The organism is Micromonospora sp. NPDC023888 (assembly GCF_040639415.1).
Lineage (GTDB): Bacteria > Actinomycetota > Actinomycetes > Mycobacteriales > Micromonosporaceae > Micromonospora.
Genome location: NZ_JBEZZW010000021.1, coordinates 86,056 through 104,180 on the forward strand (window position 1 = coordinate 86,056; position 18,125 = coordinate 104,180).

At 70.1% G+C, this 18,125-nt stretch carries 13 protein-coding genes; 8 read left to right on the forward strand and 5 right to left on the reverse strand.

Annotation, left to right across the window (positions count from 1 at the left end):
* Positions 1-35 precede the first annotated feature (35 nt).
* The 4 genes from AB0F61_RS19960 to AB0F61_RS19975 all read left to right on the forward strand — a co-directional run bounded on the left by AB0F61_RS19960 (position 36) and on the right by AB0F61_RS19975 (position 6,754).
* A complete protein-coding gene (locus tag AB0F61_RS19960) occupies positions 36-1,100 on the forward strand; it encodes an SMP-30/gluconolactonase/LRE family protein (RefSeq protein WP_357811705.1) in 1,065 nt (354 codons plus the stop codon).
* 203 nt (positions 1,101-1,303) lie between these two features.
* Positions 1,304-2,062, forward strand: a complete 759-nt coding sequence (locus tag AB0F61_RS19965; protein ID WP_357811707.1) for a hypothetical protein — start codon at positions 1,304-1,306, stop codon at positions 2,060-2,062.
* The gene (locus AB0F61_RS19970; RefSeq protein WP_357811709.1) at positions 2,046-4,946 is read left to right on the forward strand and encodes a CHAT domain-containing protein; all 2,901 of its coding nucleotides are present in this window, start codon (positions 2,046-2,048) and stop codon (positions 4,944-4,946) included. Before AB0F61_RS19965 ends, AB0F61_RS19970 begins: the two co-directional genes overlap by 17 nt.
* 20 nt (positions 4,947-4,966) lie before the next feature.
* The gene (locus AB0F61_RS19975; RefSeq protein WP_357811711.1) at positions 4,967-6,754 is read left to right on the forward strand and encodes a hypothetical protein; all 1,788 of its coding nucleotides are present in this window, start codon (positions 4,967-4,969) and stop codon (positions 6,752-6,754) included.
* Between the two features lie 33 nt (positions 6,755-6,787).
* Here the strand turns inward: AB0F61_RS19975 and AB0F61_RS19980 are convergent, their stop codons facing one another.
* Both AB0F61_RS19980 and AB0F61_RS19985 read right to left on the reverse strand, forming a co-directional pair.
* A complete protein-coding gene (locus AB0F61_RS19980) occupies positions 6,788-7,687 on the reverse strand; it encodes an S-4TM family putative pore-forming effector (protein WP_357811713.1) in 900 nt (299 codons plus the stop codon).
* Between the two features lie 244 nt (positions 7,688-7,931).
* Positions 7,932-9,368 (reverse strand): hypothetical protein, encoded by a 1,437-nt coding sequence (locus AB0F61_RS19985; protein ID WP_357811715.1) that lies wholly within the window; start codon positions 9,366-9,368, stop codon positions 7,932-7,934.
* A 331-nt stretch (positions 9,369-9,699) separates the two neighbouring features.
* Here AB0F61_RS19985 and AB0F61_RS19990 point away from each other — a divergent pair, with 331 nt between their 5' ends.
* The 3 genes from AB0F61_RS19990 to AB0F61_RS20000 all read left to right on the forward strand — a co-directional run bounded on the left by AB0F61_RS19990 (position 9,700) and on the right by AB0F61_RS20000 (position 13,001).
* The gene (locus tag AB0F61_RS19990) at positions 9,700-10,914 is read left to right on the forward strand and encodes a hypothetical protein (RefSeq protein ID WP_357811717.1); all 1,215 of its coding nucleotides are present in this window, start codon (positions 9,700-9,702) and stop codon (positions 10,912-10,914) included.
* 495 nt (positions 10,915-11,409) lie between these two features.
* The gene (locus AB0F61_RS19995; protein WP_357811719.1) at positions 11,410-11,994 is read left to right on the forward strand and encodes a PadR family transcriptional regulator; all 585 of its coding nucleotides are present in this window, start codon (positions 11,410-11,412) and stop codon (positions 11,992-11,994) included.
* A complete protein-coding gene (locus tag AB0F61_RS20000; RefSeq protein WP_357811721.1) occupies positions 11,991-13,001 on the forward strand; it encodes a hypothetical protein in 1,011 nt (336 codons plus the stop codon). Before AB0F61_RS19995 ends, AB0F61_RS20000 begins: the two co-directional genes overlap by 4 nt.
* Before the next feature lie 88 nt (positions 13,002-13,089).
* On the opposite strand, the gene AB0F61_RS20005 is transcribed toward AB0F61_RS20000, so the two are convergent.
* Positions 13,090-14,040 (reverse strand): hypothetical protein, encoded by a 951-nt coding sequence (locus AB0F61_RS20005; protein ID WP_357811723.1) that lies wholly within the window; start codon positions 14,038-14,040, stop codon positions 13,090-13,092.
* Positions 14,041-14,321: 281 nt separating this feature from the next.
* Here AB0F61_RS20005 and AB0F61_RS20010 point away from each other — a divergent pair, with 281 nt between their 5' ends.
* The gene (locus AB0F61_RS20010) at positions 14,322-16,502 is read left to right on the forward strand and encodes a UvrD-helicase domain-containing protein (RefSeq protein WP_357811725.1); all 2,181 of its coding nucleotides are present in this window, start codon (positions 14,322-14,324) and stop codon (positions 16,500-16,502) included.
* Between the two features lie 21 nt (positions 16,503-16,523).
* Here AB0F61_RS20010 and AB0F61_RS20015 read toward each other — a convergent pair whose 3' ends face one another.
* Both AB0F61_RS20015 and AB0F61_RS20020 read right to left on the reverse strand, forming a co-directional pair.
* Positions 16,524-17,189 (reverse strand): response regulator transcription factor, encoded by a 666-nt coding sequence (locus AB0F61_RS20015; protein WP_357239979.1) that lies wholly within the window; start codon positions 17,187-17,189, stop codon positions 16,524-16,526.
* Positions 17,186-18,034 carry a histidine kinase gene (locus tag AB0F61_RS20020; RefSeq protein WP_357811728.1) on the reverse strand — a complete coding sequence of 283 codons (849 nt, stop codon included), beginning with the start codon at positions 18,032-18,034 and terminating at the stop codon, positions 17,186-17,188. Before AB0F61_RS20020 ends, AB0F61_RS20015 begins: the two co-directional genes overlap by 4 nt.
* Between the last annotated feature and the right edge of the window lie 91 nt (positions 18,035-18,125).

Genomic DNA, 18,125 nt, shown 5'->3' on the forward strand with positions numbered 1-18,125 from the left:
GTCTACGCAACGGCCGACGCCGATTGGAGCCTTCGATGACCTGGCGTCCCACCATTGCCGCACTCGCCGGGCTGTGCCTCGCGGTCGGCTCCGCGCCGTTCGCCACCGGTGCCACCGCCGCACCCTCGACAACAGTGGACACCGCCCATGTTAGCGCTCACGCCGCCCTCGCCGGCCCGCCCGGCGCACCGCCCGGGGTCTGCCCGGCGGGCGTCGGATACGGCTCACCGCTGCCGGCGAGCTCCCTGACGGCCACCAGGATCCAGGGCGGATTCTCGTTCCTCGAAGGGCCGGTCTGGGTTGCCAACGGCGGCTACCTGCTGATGTCCGACATGGCCGCCGGCACCGGGCCGTACAACGTCCAGCCGTCCACGATCCGCCGGTTCACCCCGCCGGCGACCTTCGACACGTTCATCGCCAACGCCGGCAGCAACGGCCTGGCGCTCAGCGCCGACGCCCAGCAGATCATCGCGGCCACCCACGACCAGCGAAACGTGTCCGCGTACCGGCTGAGCGACAGGTCCCGCAGCACCGTCGCGGCCAACTACCAGGGCCGGGCGTTCAACTCGCCGAACGATGTCGCGGTCCGTTCGGACGGCGTCGCCTACTTCACCGACCCCAACTTCCAGCGCGGCAACCGCTCCGACCAGATGAACGGTCGCACAAGCGTCTTCCGCGTCTCCGGCGGTCAGGTGTCGCTTGTCGACGACCAACTGCGCCAGCCCAACGGCATCTCGCTATCCCCCGACGGCACCGCGCTGTACGTGGGCGCCTACTCCGAGAACAAGATCTACAAGTACGCCGTCGCGCCCGACGGCAGCACCGGCGCCCGCAGTGTCTTCGTGAACTACGTCGGCGGTCCGGACGGCGGGACGATCGACTGCGCCGGGAACGTGTACTGGACGTCGGGTTTCGATTCCCTGGTCCACGTCTACTCCCCCACCGGCACCCAGCTCGGCACGATCCGGCCGGGCAACACCGGCACGACGAACGTGGCCTTCGGTGGCGCCGACCGGCAGACCCTCTACATCACCTCGGGTCCACGCAACGACTCCAGCCTCTACAGTGTGCGGCTCAACGTCCCCGGCTACCCGTACTGACAGTCGCCGAGGTCGTCCAGGGACGAGACGACCCGAGCGTCCCTGGACGACAGTCGCCCGGCTCGCACCTCTGGACCGGTCGCACCGGCCCCGCCGAATCCGCGATACACAAACGAACACGGACAGGATTCGGACGGTAGCGGAGTCCGGGGAGATCATTTTGCCTGCGTATCATGGTGGCACCTGGCCGTGAGGAGAGACCGGTGCCGCGCGGTATCGACGCCCTGTATACCGACTTCATCTTCAAGGAAACGGGTCACCTGGCAACCTGGCTGCCGACCAAGCTCATCCGCGTCGGCGATGTGGGCGCGCTGAAAGGTGCTCTCCTCGCGCCGGAGTTCCGGGTGGATCTCGACGGGCCCGAGCGGCTCGGCAATGTGCTGGACCGACTCGAGATCTCCACACCCGACTCGGTCGAGGTGAATGTCAAGGCGAGCGGTGAGAGCCCGACCGAGTATCGCGCTCTGGCGAAGGACGACGCGGGGGTCTCAGTGGTTTTCCGCCGCCGGGGAGCCGTTCTCGCGCAGTTCGGCGACTACTGCGAATCCTCGATCGAGGACGTCCGCGCCGCGCGCCGGAAACTGGCCTCGCTGCTGACGTCCGGCGACGCCGAGCCCGGCAGCCTTCTGGTCACAAGCGTCTTCAGCGCCATGCACCTGAGTGTCATGATCGCGAACCGGCCGATGGCCCGGATGGAGTTCCGTAGCCCCCGCGGCCTGGGCGACCACAGCCGGCCCAGCGGGCTCCCCGGTCTGTTCGGAGACCTGGAACCGGTGCACCGGTCGGGGATGGCCACCGTGATCATCGGCGCTACCGGCCAGACGCCGTTGTTCGCCGGAGTACGCCACCGGGCCAACGGCGGCGGCATCGAGCAGATCGTCCTCGGTGACCGTGGTACGACAGCGGTGACCGGCATCCTGGACCACGAAGATCCACGGTTCGAGTATGTCGGACTCCGCTGAGCCCTCCGGTGTGCCGCCACCGTGGCAGAAGCCGCCCCCGCTCTCCGTCGACCTGGCCACGGCCCTGCTCGACGACTGCCTCACGGCGCTGCAACGCCAGCGGCGCGAGGGCGTGCCCACCGGCCACGCCCAGCGGACCACGCTGCTCCGGATCGCCTCGGACGCGGGCAGCGGCATCGAGCTACGCGCACGGGCCTGGGACGCGCTGTCCCTGCTGTGGCGGTGGGCTGACCAGCCGGAGGTCGCCTGGCGCTGCTCACGGGTCGCCTCGGCACTGATCGGGCAGCAGGGCCAGCACCCCGAGCGGCCTCAGATCATCCTGCACTGGGCTGCGGCGAACGTGCTGCGTTACCGGGCGTCCGGCCGCCACCGCTACCTCGACCAGGCCATCACCGCCCAACGCCAGCAGGTCGACGAACTCGCGGACGACCACCCGGTCCGACCCGCGGCCCTGACGAATCTCAGCATCATGCTCAACGGCCGCTTCGCCGACCGCACCAGAAAGGTTCGAGACCTCGACGAGGCCGTGGCGGCTGCCCGTCAGGCCCTGCTGTTGACCAGAGCGGACGATCCCGACCGGCCGTCGCGCATCACCAACCTCGGCGCCGTGCTCGTGCGGCGTTTCGCCCGCGGCGGTGCCATCGCCGACCTGCACGAAGCGGTGGAGATGCAGCGGGTCGCCGTGCGTACCAGCGAGCACCGTCCGGCGCACCTGCCGATGCTGCTGGCCAACCTCGGCCAGGGCCTACGCGACCTCTACGACTTCACCGGCCGACGCGACCTGCTGCACGAGGCCCTGCAGCGCCACCGCAGAGCCCTACGGCTGGCCAGACGGTACGCCCCGGGCGACGTCCCCCAGCTCTGCCAGAACCTCGGCACGACGCAGCAGGAGATCGCCACGTCCCGGCGCGACATCGAGCGGGCGCTCGCGCTGCACGCCGAGGCCGTCCGACTGACCCCGGACGGCACGTCCGCGTACGCCGAACGGCTGGCGGCCCTGGCGTCCTGCCGGCTGACCGCCGCCCGTCGATCCTTCGGCCGCGGCGCCACCGACGACGGCGTCGGCCACGCCCGAGCGGCGCTGACCTCGGTCGACGCGGCCATTGAAGAGCACGGCGCGACCCCCTGGCGGCTGATGCTGCGGGCCGAAGCGGCAGCGATGCTGCACCGGCGCGCGGGCGAGGAGCGGTACGCCACCATCGCCAGGACGGCTTTCCGGGAAAGCTGCGACGACGGCCTGCGCCGGAACCCGACGATCGTGCCGGCCGCGGCGGTGGAGTGGGGACAATACGCGGCCTGGCGCGGCGACTGGCCCGAGGCCGCCACCGCCTTCACGGCTGGGTTGCGGGCGCTTAATCTGATGTTGCCGCGCCAGTCGCAGCAGCCGCATCGCCGGGCCTGGGCCCGGCTGGCACAGAGCCTCCCGCCGCTCGCCGCCGCGGCCCGGCTGCGCGTCGGTGACGTCGACGGCGCGATCCTCGCCCTCGAACAGGGGCGCTTCCGGGAGTTGACAGCTGTCGCCCAGGCGTACCGTCTGCGGGCCGGGGGCGCCGTCCCGGAGGAACTTGCCGAGGAACTTGCCGAGGACCTCGACCAGCGGCTGACCGCCTGGGAAGAGGCCCGGGGCGACGGCGACGACACCACTCTGGACGCGGCTGTCGGGCCGGTCGTCGAGAGGATCCGAGGGCTCCCAGACCTGCGGACCTTCCTGCTCCCCCCGACGATGCCCGACGTACTGCGGGCCGTCGCGGCCGGCCCGTTGTGCTACCTGGCGGCCAGCGAGTTCGGCACTGTCATTCTCGTCGTACGACCGGATGGAAGCACCCACGGCAGGCTGCTCACCAGACTCACCGAACGAGCTGTCGAGCTGCGCGTCGCCCGCCTCGACCGGGCCTACCGGGCACGCTCGGCGCGATGGGCGGCCTGGGCCGACGAGATCCTGGACACCGGGCGGTGGCTCGGTCGACGCCTCGCCCCGCTGCTCGACCTGGCGACAGCTCACCCACATGTGACAATCGTCCCCTGCGGCGGGTTCGGCGCTCTGCCGTTGGCGGCGGCGACGGACGCGGCCGGCGCCTTCCCGCTTGCCGACGGAAGCAGCACCGTCGCCCTCAACGCCCGCGCCCACGACGGCTCGCCAGCGCCCAGGGCCGGGGCGCGCGCCGCCTGCCTCACCGCGCGCACGGGGACAGCCGAGCGGACACCCGACGGCGAACAGTTGACCGAACAGGTCCTCGCCGACGCCGAGGCCGAGTCGGTGGCCCTCGCGGCGACAGCGGTGACCCGGGTGACCGGCGGCGACGGCGACGACCCGGGCCGCGCCGCCATCTCGGCGCTCGCTGCCGTCGACCTCGTTCACGGCGCCCTGCACGGTGTCTCCGACGACGACAACCCGCACGCCTACGGTCTGGCCCTTGGCGGACGGGTCGTGCTGGATGTCAAAAAGATCTCCGGGGCGCGGCTCCTGAAGTCCCCGACCGTGATCCTGCCCGTCTGCGAGGCCGCCGGACGCGACCGGAGCGCGCCCGACGAGGCGGTCAACGTGGCCAACGCGTTCCTGGGCGCCGGTGCGTCCGAGGTCGTCGCGCCGATTCTGGCCATCCCCCGGCTGGCCGCGACGCTTCTGGCGGCCTGGCTCTATCCGGAACTGGCCGCCGGCCGCACTGCCGTTGAGGCACTCGGGACCTATCGCCGGTGGTGTCGGGAGACCACCGACGGGGAGAAGATCCGCCACCTGGACGCGGTGGCGGACCGGCTGGCCGCCTCGGGCCTGCCCCACGCGCAGGTGCGCAGGTGCGCGCGGTTGCTCGCCAGCAGCTACGACCGCCCGACCACGACCTTTTCCACACCTCCGTTCTGGGCGTTGTACACGCACTTCAGCTAACTCGCGGCAGGAGGCCCCACGTGACCTCGACACCATCGGCCGGCGGTGACGATCCGGATCGGCTGGCCGACGTGCTCGGCGACGACGTCGCCGCCGAGCTGCGTGAGTGGGCGGACACGTCGTTGCGCAAGCGTGCGCGGCTCAGCGAACCGCCCTGGGTGCGACGGGGACACACCGGAGCGGTCCTCGTGGTGGTGGAGTTCGTGCCCGACAGCACCGACGTCGACTTCCGGCTGCCCGAGCAGCGGCTCATCACCAAGGTCTACCCCCACGGTGACCTTGCCGGCGAGACCGGCAGACACCACCAGGCCTTCGAGATCGACCCCGAGTTCGCCGAACGGCACCTGGTGCGGCAGGAGTACTCGCGGTACCGGATGGCGAACGGCAGGCACCTCGCGTTCCAGGAGATCGCCTTCGACCTGAGCGAGGCGTATCCGCTCAGCGCGATCGCCCCCGAGCACCAGCCGACGGTAGCCGCACACATCGCCGACCTGGTCCTGGTGACGTGGAACAGGACCGCGACGAGCTGCTGTACCCACACGAGTCCAGCCCGGCAGTACCTCCTGGATGAGCTGCGGGGCGCCCTGGACGGCACCCACGAGACACGAGCCTGGGCCGATCGGGTGGGCCTGCTGGACCCGTCGGCCCGCTGGATCGCCATCGACGGTGACGACTCGCCGCTGCCGCTGCCGAACCCGGTCGCGATGGCCGTAGACCCGTCCCTGCTCGGGGGCATCGACCTGACCTACCTGGTCGGGCTCTCACACGGAGACCTGCACACCGACAACATCCTGGCCCGGGTGAGCCAGCACGGCGCGCTGCACGTCGACGACACCCGCCTGATCGACCTGGCCACGTTCGAGCCGCGGGCATCGCTCTCCCGCGACATCGCCACCCTCGTCCTGTCCCTGCTGAGCGAGGTGGTGCGCACACCACTGCGCCCCGGCGAGGACACCAAGCTCATCGACCTGGTGCTGACCCCGGAGAACGAGACGATCACGCCGCAGGTGGCCCCCGCCGTCGTCGCGGCGGTCCGAGGCGTCTACTCGGCCTTCCGGCATATCGTGCCCGCGTACCAGCACTCCTGGCGTCCGCAGTACCTGCTGTCGGTCGTCGCGCAGGCACTGATCCACACCTCGTACACCAACGCCGGGCCGGACGGTCGGTGGTGGTACCTGCGGCTCGCGGCACACGCGGCGAACCGGTTCCTCGCCGATCGCGCCGGCCATCAGCGACCCGATCCCACCGCCACTGGCCGAATCGCGCGGCCGGGCCCGGCCCTGGTGGAGCTTGCGCCCGCCGTCGACGGCATCCCCCGCGCCCGGTCCCGGGACACCGGGGAGGTTCCCGTCATTGGCAGCCCGGCCGCGGCCCGGGAGGATTTCCGCGCCGCGCGGCCCGACGCCGGCCACCCCTCCGAACAGGTCCTGGGTGAGCGAGTCACCGATCTGACCGATCGGCTGATCGAGGCCGTGGAGCGGGCGGTCGCTGCGGCGTCGGCCGACGAGATGGCGCGGCTGTCCCACCGACCGCTGCGGATCGTGACGCGATTGAGCGAGCTGCTGGGCAGCGTCGCCGTGCCCGTCCTGGAGCCGAGGGACAGTCTGGGTTGGCGGATGGAGCTGCGCAACCAGTACCACCTGACCCGGTCCGGCCTGGACCGGCTCAACCGACTGCTGCCGCGGACCAGGGCGGACGCCCGGATGCGGGCCGTTCACGCCGACCAGCTCATCGAGGCGGCCCACGCGATCCGTGGGCAGGTCGTCGTGTTGCTCGATCTGCTCGACCAGAGCCCGGCCGGCGGCTGACCGCCCGCGAGGAGGCCTTCGCGTCGTCTGGCACTAGGAGTGGGCACCCACCCGCTGTTCAAGGACCTGCATCTTGTATCGGAAGTCGGTCAGATCGTCGTCGTGGAAGAGGCGGAAGAACCATTGCGGCATCCGCGGCTGCTGTCGGCGGGCGACGAACAGCACATCCTGCACCTGCCGGGCGAACACGGCGAACGCCTGGTCATCCGCGATCGTGCGAGACGGTTCCTCCATGACCGTGCGCACCAGGCCGAGCACCCGGGTGCGGTCCCGGGTGGTCAGAATCTGCGCGCGGGCCGTGTCCGAGAAGGACAGCAGCAGACCCAGCGACGGTACGAACCACACGCCGACCAGGCTTCCGACCGTACTCTCGGTCACCAGGCCCAGGGCCACGCCCACCACACACCAGACAGTGATGACACCGAGCAGGACGGCAGCGAAGCGTCGTCGGACCCGCGAACCCCACGCCAGGTTCTGCTCCAGACAGAAGAGCACGTCGTACGGAGCGGCGACGGTCGCGACCAGGTAGTAGTCCCGCAGTCGCGTGTCGTCGCCGCGGAAGCGCCGGCTGAGGCGGCTCAACTCGTCCTCGGACAGTCGCTCACCGACCAGGACCGCGTTCCACGGCAAGCCGAACAGGTCGGTGTCCAGCATTTCCTGCAGGGTCGCGCTGATGCGCAGGTGACGACCGATCAGGGGTGCCAGTACGACCGCGTAGACGCCGGCCCAGAGCGCACCGATGATCGAGACAGCCGGTTGTAGCGAGGGTTGCGCCACCTTTGCCACAACGCCGAGGCTCGCGACGACCAGCGACATCAACAGACTGACCGCCTGGGCGCGTTGCGAGTAGCGGTGAGCCACCGCGATGGCCCGGAAGAGGATCATGGAACGGTCGTTGTTCTGCAACTGGTTGATCCGCCGCGTGTCTGCCAATGGAACCTCCGAACGTCCAGCGGTCCACCTCTGCCCAGATCGTGGCACGATCAGCGATCACGCCGCTACCGTGCGTTCGATCGATGGTGACGAGTGAATGCCATCCACTGTCGGCCCCGCTGCTCAACGGAGAACGTATCCGGCCCCGCCCCGATCCGATCGTGTGATCGAACCCGAGCGGGACCGGATGCCCCGTACCGCTGTTGGTGTCTGCTGCCCCTCGACGACCTGCACGGCCAGGTGATCAGCCGAAGCAGTCGGGGACGGGCGGCGCGCTGGGCGTGCAGTTGGTGGGCCGGTTCTCGCTGATGACCGACTTCTCATCCACGGTTACCTGACCGCCCTCGTTGAAGATCCCGCCCGGCGCCAGGGCGGAGACGTTCTCCGTCACCGTGGACTCGGTGAGGTTGACGGTGCCCCCGTTGTAGATCCCGCCGCCGCGCGAGTTCGTGCCGACGGCCTTGTTCCGGTTGATGTGGGTGTGCCGCAGAACGACGATGCCGCTGCCGACGTAGACGCCGCCGCCGTGCTCGATTGTGCTGAACGTGCTGGCGGCGTTCTCGCTGATCTGGCTGTCCTCGGCCACGAACCGGCCGATCTGGTTGAAGATCCCGCCGCCGCGCTGGCCGGCGTTGTTACGGCTGATCTTGCTGTGCTCCAGGTGGAAGATGCCGTCGCTGAAGATTCCGCCACCTTCGCTGCCTGTCGCGTTCTCGCTGACCTCGATGTTCCTGGCCGTGGTGGTGGCGTTGATTCCGCTGCGGATGCCACCGCCCCGGAAGCCCGAGGTGTTGTGGTGCACGCGTACGTTGTCGAGCACGGCGACGTTGGAGTTGGACAGCCCGCCACCGGTGCCACCGATCGGCAGGATGGTGACCACCCCGATCGTGTTGTTGTCGTTGATTCTCGTGTTCTGCACGGTGAGGTTGCCGTTGTTGTAGACGCCCCCGCCGTCGTACAGGGCGCTGTTGTCACTGATCCTGCTCTCGTCGTCGCCGTGCTTGTCCCGGTCCTTGCCCGGGTCGTGATCGCTCCGGCCGAGGATCCTGGTATCGCCGAAGTTGGCGATACCGCCGCCCGAGCCGTTGGTCCGGTTGAAGACCACGTCGGCGTCCTCGATGGTGGCCCGGCCGCCGACGTCGATCCGGATTCCACCCCCACCGCCGGCGACCCCACTCGTGTCCTGTCCACCCTTGATGGTGACGTCGCGGAGGTTCAGGTCGCCGCCGGCGCCCACCTCGAGGATCCGGAACGGCGTGGCGTTGGCCGCGCGGACGATGGTGGCGCCGTTCCCGTCGATCGTGACCCGCTGAGTGATGATCGGCAGGCCGATGGGACCGAAGGGCACGGGTGGTTGAGGTGCGGACGCGTTGAGCGTGTAGGTGCACTTCCCGGAGAGCTTGAGTTTCGCCCCGTTGCCGGCGTTCGCGCGGACGAGCGCCGCGATCAGCTCGTTGGCGCCACACGGTACGTCCGTGAAGTCCTCGCCGCCCCGGTGGTCGTCGTTCTTGTGGTCCGTGCCGTCCCGGCCGCCCCGGTCCTGGCCCTTGTTGTCGTCGCCGGTCACCCGGCTGGCGCTCCCGACGAGGACCTGCTGCCCGGCGTTCACCAGGCTGCTGCCGCTCGTCCCGAGCGCTCCGGTCACCCCTGCCGGCGCGCCGACGGCGGCCAGCCCAGCCACCCCGGCCACCCCGGCGACGAGCAAACGTGCCCGCCGCCTCTTCGGGGGACGTGGTTGATCTGCCGCTACATCGCTGCCGTTCGGGTGTCGATGGTTGGACATCGAGCTACCTAGCCCTTCTCCGTACAGGACGTCTCTGCACGTCACAATCCGTGCAAAAAGCGATAAATCGGTTGCCGCTCTCGTCACGAACGTAGTGGAGCCGGACTCGCGTTAACCGCCCTTATGCGAAAAAGTCCTACATTAGGTGCAGAAGGCGACGGCGTTTCGGCAGTGCCACCGCGCACTCGACCAGGACTCCCCGCTGGTACCGCTCCGGCAGACTGGACCTGTGCCGGATGATCGAGCCCGACTGCTGCGGACTCCACGACGCAACCTGGTCGCGGCCCGCCGCAGCGCATCGACATGGTCACGACTCGGCTTCGCGCCTGAGCACACCGCCGATGGTCGGATTCTCGACCGCAACCGCGCCGCCCGCTCCGGTGTCCTGTGGGCAGCCCAGTACGACAGGCGTCCGGAAGACCTACCGCTGCTGCGGTTCATCCTTGAACAGGAGAGCCTGCGTTATCGCGAGACGGCACCCACCGGATTGGGGTGGGGCCTGCAACTGGCCGGTTTACTGGTCGCCGAACACCGCCAACTCGAGGACGTGTGGCTGCACTGGGAGGCCAAGCAGATCACCTTTGACACGGCCCTGGGCTACCGCACCTATCACCTGCTGACCGCGGGAGTGGCAGCGACCGTCACCGCCGTGCGGGCCAGCGATCACCCCGACCGCGGCCGGATCGTTCACGAGATAACGGCGGCCCGCAACCGCGACGGCACGCCACACTTCACCGACGACGCCGTCGACGACTGGTTGGCGTCGCAGCGTGCCCGGTTTCCTGACCACCCGGACGACGAGGACCTACGCAGTTGGGCCAACCACGCCGCACGTCAGGGTGACCGTGAGGCATCGCGCCGTTTCCTGCTCCAGTGGGCCGCCACCGAGCCCCGTACCGAGCGGATGCTGAACGAACTGCGATTCCACCTGGCTCAACTGGGCTTCCTCGACGACGCCATCGACGTCCAAAGCGAAGCGGTCACCGTTGCCGAAGCCGGCTTCGGCAAGGCCAGCGCCCTGCTCGGTCTGATCCAACTGCACCGCAGGGCGGGGCACTTCGCCGGGGCACGACAGGCGCTGCGCGACTGCGGCGACGCCATGCCCACCGACCCTTCCTGGAAGGAGGCGGGACTCTGGCGCTACTTCGTCCGAGAGCACTTCCTGCTCGTTCCGCTGGCCCCGAACCCCGATCTTGCCCAGCGCCTCCTGGATGAGGGTGCCCGGCAGATGCGCGGCGTACCCCGGCTCTGGATGGACCGCGTGCTCGACGCCGCCATCGCGGCCGCCGAGCACACCGGCCAGCGCCACCTGCTCGACCACTACCGGCAACTCAACGCTCGCGAGCAGCGAGCCCGCGACGAGGAGATCGGCCAGGCTGAAGGGAGGGCGGCCGGCACCGGCTCCGCACCGCCACCAGCGGCGGGCCACCCATCACCAGGTTGACCGTACGTGGTGGTTGCCGTGGCGTTCCGTGTCGACACCCGGGGAGCCGTCCGCTGACAACGGACTCCGCCAACCGGTCAGCCGCTTCGCCGGTTACCCCACTGCCGCGGGCTCTGGACCGAGCCCCGGCCGCCGAAGTGCTGACCCTTTCCATGCGGTTGGGGTGAGGCGACCTTGCCCTTCGCGCGTCGGGCCGCCCGATTCGCGGGAGCGGCAGGCTGGTCGGCCTCGGCCTCGGCCGTGGCTTCGGCATCCGCCTCGTGGTCGTCGTGAACGGACTCAGGCTCCGGCATCGGTATCTCCCTGGATCTGGGGCGCCCTGTGGGCCAATCGACAGCCGACGGACACGGACTGCTCGACGCCGGTGTGGGCACCTGGAGGGTATCGCAATGCTGGGCCCGGCCGATCGACGGTCACCCGCTGGCGCCGCGACGGTCCGGATCGGTGCCCGGACTCGGCCTTGCGATTAGACGTATACGCCTATAGGTTGCCTGGGTGCCCTTGAACGCGTCACGGAACAGCCTGGTGTTGCCGATCCTCGGACTCCTCGTCGAGCAGCCGGCGCACGGCTACGACATCACGACACGACTACGCGAGCGATACGGACACCTCTCGGCCACCCGCAGCACTGTCACATCTCTGCTGAAGGCGCTCGAGAAGGCAGGCCTGGTCTCCTCCCGGCTGCCCGAGCGGATAGGCAACCGGCCACCACGGACGGCCTACGAGTTGACTGCCGCAGGTCTCGCCGACTTCCGCCACAAGATCGAGGCTGGGGTACGCGACAGCCAGGCCGCGTCCGTGGACTTCGTCATGGCGGTCGCCTACGTCGGTGTTCTTCCGATCGACCAGGCGGCGCACATCCTGGACGGTCGCGCCGACCGGCTCGACCGAGAACTGGCTGCCCTTTCGGAACTGCCCGACGGTGACGTACTCGAAGCGCACATGCTCGAAGTCGCCTACTGGCGCACCATCGTCGCCGCCGAAACCACCTGGATCAGGACCCTGGTGCGGCGGATCCGCGCGCGCGAGATCGGCTGGCCAACCCCGCAAACCGACAAGCACGGGAGCGCAGAAGCGTGAAGTTCGGTATCTATCCGGGCGGGCGGGCCGGCACCGTCTGCTCCCACCCACCCGACACCGCGGCGATCCGCCACCTCGTCGACGACATCTCGGGCGGTCGCCCCTTCGTCATCCGCGAGTATGTGCACTTCTTCGGCGACACGGCACCGCCGGACGTCGTCACCTCGCTCGGCGCCGAACACGAACTCGCGCACCTCACGATGCCCGACGAATGGTACGTCGAGGAAGACCGCGAGCTGGACCTCGTGGTCAGCTACCTCCCCCGGGCCGCCGACCTCTCCGGATGGCTGGCCTTCCTCGACACTGTCATCGACCGCTACGGTCACCTGACGCGCTACCTCCAGGTGACGCTTGAGCCGAACTTCCCCATCCCGCTCATCGACGGAAGTGCGCCCGGCGTGCTCGATGCCCTGGTCCTCGGCATGCCGCACGCACGCGCCGCACTCAACCGGCGGGGTCTCCAGCATGTGCGGACCGGCTTCTCCGTCGCTGAACCACCGGAATGGTTGGGCGGCGACGACTCATTCTGGTCGCACCTGTCTTCGGTTCCGTACCAGGACTTCGCGGCTCACGTCGACTACGTCGGCCTGGGCCTGTATCCCGACGCCTTCGCACCCGTCGCCCCGCGGGGCAACCCGGGAGACACCGCGTCCCTCACCACCCACGCCCTGCACCACCTCCGGGGCGGGTCGCTGCCCCGCGCGCACATCCCGCCCGACGTTCCCATCCACATCGTGGAGAACGGCACCCCGAGCGGGTCACCGCGCACCGAGCAGGCACAGTGCGACTCCCTGTCGGACATGCTCGGCGTCATCCTCACCGAACAGGAGTCGCTGAACATCACCCACTACGAACTGTTCAGCCTCAGGGACGCCGACAGCAGTTCCACGCAACCCACCGGAACACTCGGCCTCGTCACCGACACCTACCGACCCAAGCCCGCTCTCGCCGTCTACCGCGACATCGTCCGCAGCGCTGGCCCGCTGCCCGCCACCAGGTATCCCTGAGCGCGGCGAACCGAACGCGGCGAGGCAGGCCCATGCCCGCTATCGGCCGGCGGTGTCCCACCATCCGACGTGAACGCGCCTGCGGCGTTCAGCTCTGCTGGTAGTTCACGGCGGCGAACCCGCACGGTTGGTGCAGGTGCAGGTAGTAGGCACCCTCGCCGTAGTCGTCCAGGTCCGCGCCGCCGACCAGACCCACGTAGTCCATCGGTTGGCCGCAACCGGGGCAGTCGGCGTGCTCGGAGTCCTGGATCCAGTCGGGCACGCCGCCCAGCGTCGAACCGCCCCGATCCCACGCGCTTGCCTGGTAGGGACTCTTCCGGGCCGGGCCCAGGACCGGCGCCAGCGTCGGCGGGTCCTCCGGTTCGGTGGAACCGAGGTAGCTCGGACGGGTGTTGCCGGGCCACCACGTGGTGGTGCCGGCCGGCGTGACCTGGCTGTACAGCGTCGTGTAGCAGGCGCAGAAATGGCAGGTCTCCATCGTGAGCCGGCCGGACCAGCCGGTGTGCGCCAGCGCGGCGCCGACGGCAGGGTCCGCGGTGTCGAGGTACGCGGCAGTCCACAGCGGCGACGCGCACCACGGACAGGTGGGCGCGTCCGCGCGCCGCGGCGTCTCGCGCATGACCCACTGGTACGCGATGCCGCCGCACAGGTCCCGGCGGCTGCCGTCCGGGCCGAGAGTCCAGCCGCCCTCTTCGGCGTAGCGCAGCGCACTGACGTGCAGTTCCTCCGCACCGGCCGGTGGTTGCGTCATCCAGCGACGCAATGCGCTCTCGGCCAGCGGGTGAGCGGTGTGCGCCAGGATGACGAGCAGCCGATCGAGGTCGTCCGGCGTCTGACCGCCGTCGATCCGCTCGATGACCCGGCGGACCACGTCGACCTCCGCCGCCCGGTACAACGTCGCCGGCCACAGCACGTCACGATCGAGCAGGTGTCCGAGGTACGGAGTCAGCCTCCCCGGGTCCGTGTCCGCGATCGCGGACAGTTCCTCGATCGCCTCGTCGTCCTCGGCGGCCACCTTCTCGATCAGCTCCTCGATCACGAGGGGATGCTAGTCACATCGATCAGCCCGCGGGTGCCCGCGGTCACCGCGTGACCGACGGAGCCAATAGGAGTGTCAGCGTTCAGATCAGATAAGGACCGAACTGTCAATAAGCGAATACGGATTGAATGAGGCCACAGGCGTACCGGATTCGCAAGACGTTGAGATTCCCGTCTCTGGCGACCGGATTCCTGGGCGACGAGCAGAATGAGTTCTATGCTCGCCCGGGAATAGGCCGCGGCTCATCCGCGGCCAGGGGACCACCAGCACGGGGATTGCGAATGCGCCAGGATTCTGCTCTGCACAACGGCACTGCTGGCGTCAGCGAAGGACCACCAGCCGGCGAACCGCCGACCGCTACCGCCGAGGACGTCGCCCGCCGATCCGCGGTCGCCGAGGAACAGGCTTTTCTCGACCTGGCCGCGGCCCGGCGCGACAGGTTGGCCGACCAGCTACGGGTGGAGCTGTCAGCCGAGGCCCTGGACGCGGTGGAACAGGCCCGCCATCGCATGCTCCGTCAGCAGTACGAGGAGCTGCGGCGAGCACGGGAAGGGCTGGTCTTCGGCCGACTCGACGGCCTCGACGGCACCGTGCGACACGTCGGCCGCATCGGTCTGCGTGACGACGGCGAGGCCGGTGAGCCACTGCTGATGGACTGGCGTGCCGCCGCGGCCCGGCCGTTCTACACGGCGACGGCTGTCGACCCGCAGGGCCAGGCCCGGCGCCGGCACATCCGCACCACCGGATCGACAGTCGTCGGTGTCGACGACGAGCCGCTGGACGGGACCCTGTCGGCGGAACTCGTCGGCGAGGGCGCTCTGCTGGCCGCCCTCGACCAGCGACGCACCGGCCACATGTCGACGGCGATCGCCACGTTGCAACGCGAACAGGACGACATCATCCGGGCCGAGGCGACCGGCCCGCTCATCGTTCAGGGCGGCCCCGGCACCGGCAAGACAGTGGTTGCCCTGCACCGGGTCGCCTACCTGCTGTTCGCCCGCCGGACGATTGCCGACCAGGCGGTCCTGGTCCTCGGCCCCTCGCCACGGTTCCTCACGTACATCGCCCAGGTGCTGCCCGCGCTCGGTGAGACCGCCGTCGTCTCGGCGACCTGTGACACCCTGCTGCCGGGGATCCGGGTGGGCCGCGACGAGAGCCGGCAGCTCGCCGAGATCAAGGGTCGGGCCCTCTGGCAGTCCACATTGGAAAGCTACGTCGTGTCGCTGCTCCCCCGGCCGCGCGAGCTGAAGCTGCGCTGGGAGGGCGAGTTCTACGCCATCGCCGCCGCGACGGTGGCGCAGGCGCTCGCCTCGGCGGTGCAGGGCCGGCCGTACCATCGCGCTCGCGCGGTCTTCGCCGAGCACCTGCACCACCTCCTCGCCGACGCCGTCGTCGAGCAGCGCGAGACGCTGATGAACGAGATGGAGGAGGGCTTCGAGGACATCCTCGCCCGCGTCGACAGGGACCTGACGCGCGAACACCAGGTCGGCAGGGCGTCCACCGGCAGTGACGTCGACGGTCTGCTCTCCGAGGAGGAGGTCGACCATCTCCGTTCTCGGATCGCCGCAAGCGCCAGCATCGCCCGGTTCGTCGAAGCCTGGTGGCCCACCCTCGACGCCGAGACCCTGCTGGGTGCTCTCCTGGCCGACGGCACCCTGCTGGCCCGGTTCGCCGCGCGGCTGTCCCCGGCGGAGATCACCGCCGTCTCGGCCGAGCCCACCGGGTGGGCACCGAGCGACATCGCCCTGCTCGACGCCCTCGCCGACCTGCTGGGTGAGGTCGAAGCCCCGCAGCCGCAGGGCGAGTTCGTCGCCGACCGTGCTCGCCGGCAACGCGGCTGGGTGTACGGCCATGTCGTGATCGACGAGGCGCAGGAGCTGTCGGAGATGCAGTGGCAGATGGTCGTCCGGCGCTGTCCCAGTCGCTCCATCACGGCGGTCGGCGACATCGACCAGGCGGAGGCGGCGCACCGGCACCGCAGTTGGGCGCAAGCGGTGCAGGCTGTCTTCGGAGACCGCTGGACCGCCGCGGAGCTGACCATCTGCTACCGGACCCCGCGTGAGGTCATGGCTCTCACCGAGCCGGTCCTGAAGCGGGCTGGCAGCCACAACGCGCCGCCGCGGGCGGTGCGCTCCTCCGGCATCGTTCCGTGGGAGCTCACCACCACACCCGCCGAGCTTGCCGACGTCGCCGCCGAGGCGGTGCGACAGCTTCGGCAACGGTGGCATGGCGGCACGGTCGGCGTCATCGCTCCCGCCGACCGCGTCGACGACCTCCTGGCCGTGCTGAGCGACGTGCCGGTGCTCACCGCCGCCCAGGCCAAGGGCCTGGAATGGGACGCGACGCTCCTCGTCGACCCGCAGGGCATCGCCGCCGAGCCACGCGGCTGGAACGGCCTCTACGTCGCGCTCACCCGATGCACCCAGGAACTCGGACAGGTGATCCTCACACCGCCTGCGTAACCGACGCCGAACGCGTCGGGTTCAGCGGCGTGGCCGCACCAGGCCCGCGTCGAACGCCGCGATCACGAGCTGGGCCCGATCTCGGACGGCCAGCTTCGCCATCAGGTGCGTGATGTGCGTCTTCACCGTCTTCACCGAGATCACCAGGGCGGTGGCGATCTCGTCGTTCGACAGGCCGCCGCCGATCAGTGTCAGCACCTCCACCTCACGGCCGGTCAGTCGCCGCAGTGCCGGCGTCGGCCGATCCGGTCGGGGCGCCGTGACGTAGTGCGCGACAAGCCGGGTGAGGATCGACGGCGCGAACAGCGACTCGCCCCGGTGGGTACGGCGGATCGCCTCGATCAGTTCGTCGGGGCGGGCGTCCTTGAGCAGGAAACCGGACGCTCCCGCGTGCAACGCCTCGTAGACGTACTCGTCCAGCTCGAACATGCTCAGGACCAGCACGCGGGCGGTGGACAGGGCGGGGTCGGCACAGATGCGCCGGGTGGCCGTGAGGCCGTCCAGGTGCGGCATCCGAACGTCCATCAGGACGACGTCGGGGCGGGTGGTACGGGCGCACGCCACGGCCCGCGCGCCGTCACCGGCCTCGCCGACGACGGCCAGGTCCGGCTCGTTGTTGATGATCATGGCGAGGCTGTGGCGGAGCAGCGCCTGGTCGTCCACCAGCAGTACCCGGATGTCGCTCACGCCGCCTCGTCCCGGATCCGCGCGGTGAGGCGGAAGCCCCCGTCGACGCGCTCCGCCGACAGGGTGCCGCCCAGACTGCCGACCCGCTCCCGTAACCCGGCCAGCCCATGGCCGGCGCCCGGCGACGCTCGCCATCCGTCGACTGACGGGCCGGTGTCCGCCACCGTGACCACCACGTGGGTCCCGTCCCGGTACACCCGTACCCGCACGTCCGTCGGCCCCGCGTGCCGCGCCGCGTTGCTGAGCGCCTCCCGCACGGTCTTGCAGACGGCGACCTGTACGCCCTGCGACACCGGGCCGAGCGGCTCGACCGTCAGCCGTGCCCGGATCCCGGCCAGCGACGCCCCGTGCACGATGCCGGGCAGGTCGTCGAGGCTGTCCACCGGCGTACGGCGGCTGGCGGCGGACGGCTCACGCAGGACGGTGAGCATGCGCCGTAGCTCGGCTGTGGCGTGCCGGCTCGCGTCCTCGATGTCGGTGAGCGCCACCTGCACCTCGGCCGGCTTGGGTAGGTGCCGGGTGGCCGCCGCGCGCACCGTGATCAGACCCAGGCCGTGCGAGACGATGTCGTGCAGGTCGCGGGCGATCCGCAACCGTTCGGCGAGCACCGCCTCGGAGGCGGCCCAGGCAGTCAGCCGCGACTCGTAGGCGGTGCGGTCGGCGCGGGACCGCCGCACCGCCCACACCGCTGCCGCGACAGCGCCGCCGACGATGAGCGGCGGCAGGACGACAGCGAGCGGCCCCTGCGTGCCGACCGTGCACAGGGACATCACCAGCACGCTGACCACCACGGCGGCCACCGGCACGGCCCTGGACCGACCGGAGGGGCGCGGGTGGACGTTCACCACCCCGACTGTAGTTCTCAGACCAGGGTCTGACGGTCCGTGGACCGACCCGGCCGGCGGGATCCGAGAACGGTCCGATGTGTGCGGGCCG

Bases quoted from the DNA above. Each gene is read 5' to 3' on its own strand.
- AB0F61_RS19960 (WP_357811705.1), top strand. From the start codon at position 36: ATGACCTGGCGTCCCACCATTGCCGCACTCGCCGGGCTGTGCCTCGCG.
- AB0F61_RS19970 (WP_357811709.1), top strand. From the start codon at position 2,046: ATGTCGGACTCCGCTGAGCCCTCCGGTGTGCCGCCACCGTGGCAGAAG.
- AB0F61_RS20010 (WP_357811725.1), top strand. From the start codon at position 14,322: ATGCGCCAGGATTCTGCTCTGCACAACGGCACTGCTGGCGTCAGCGAA.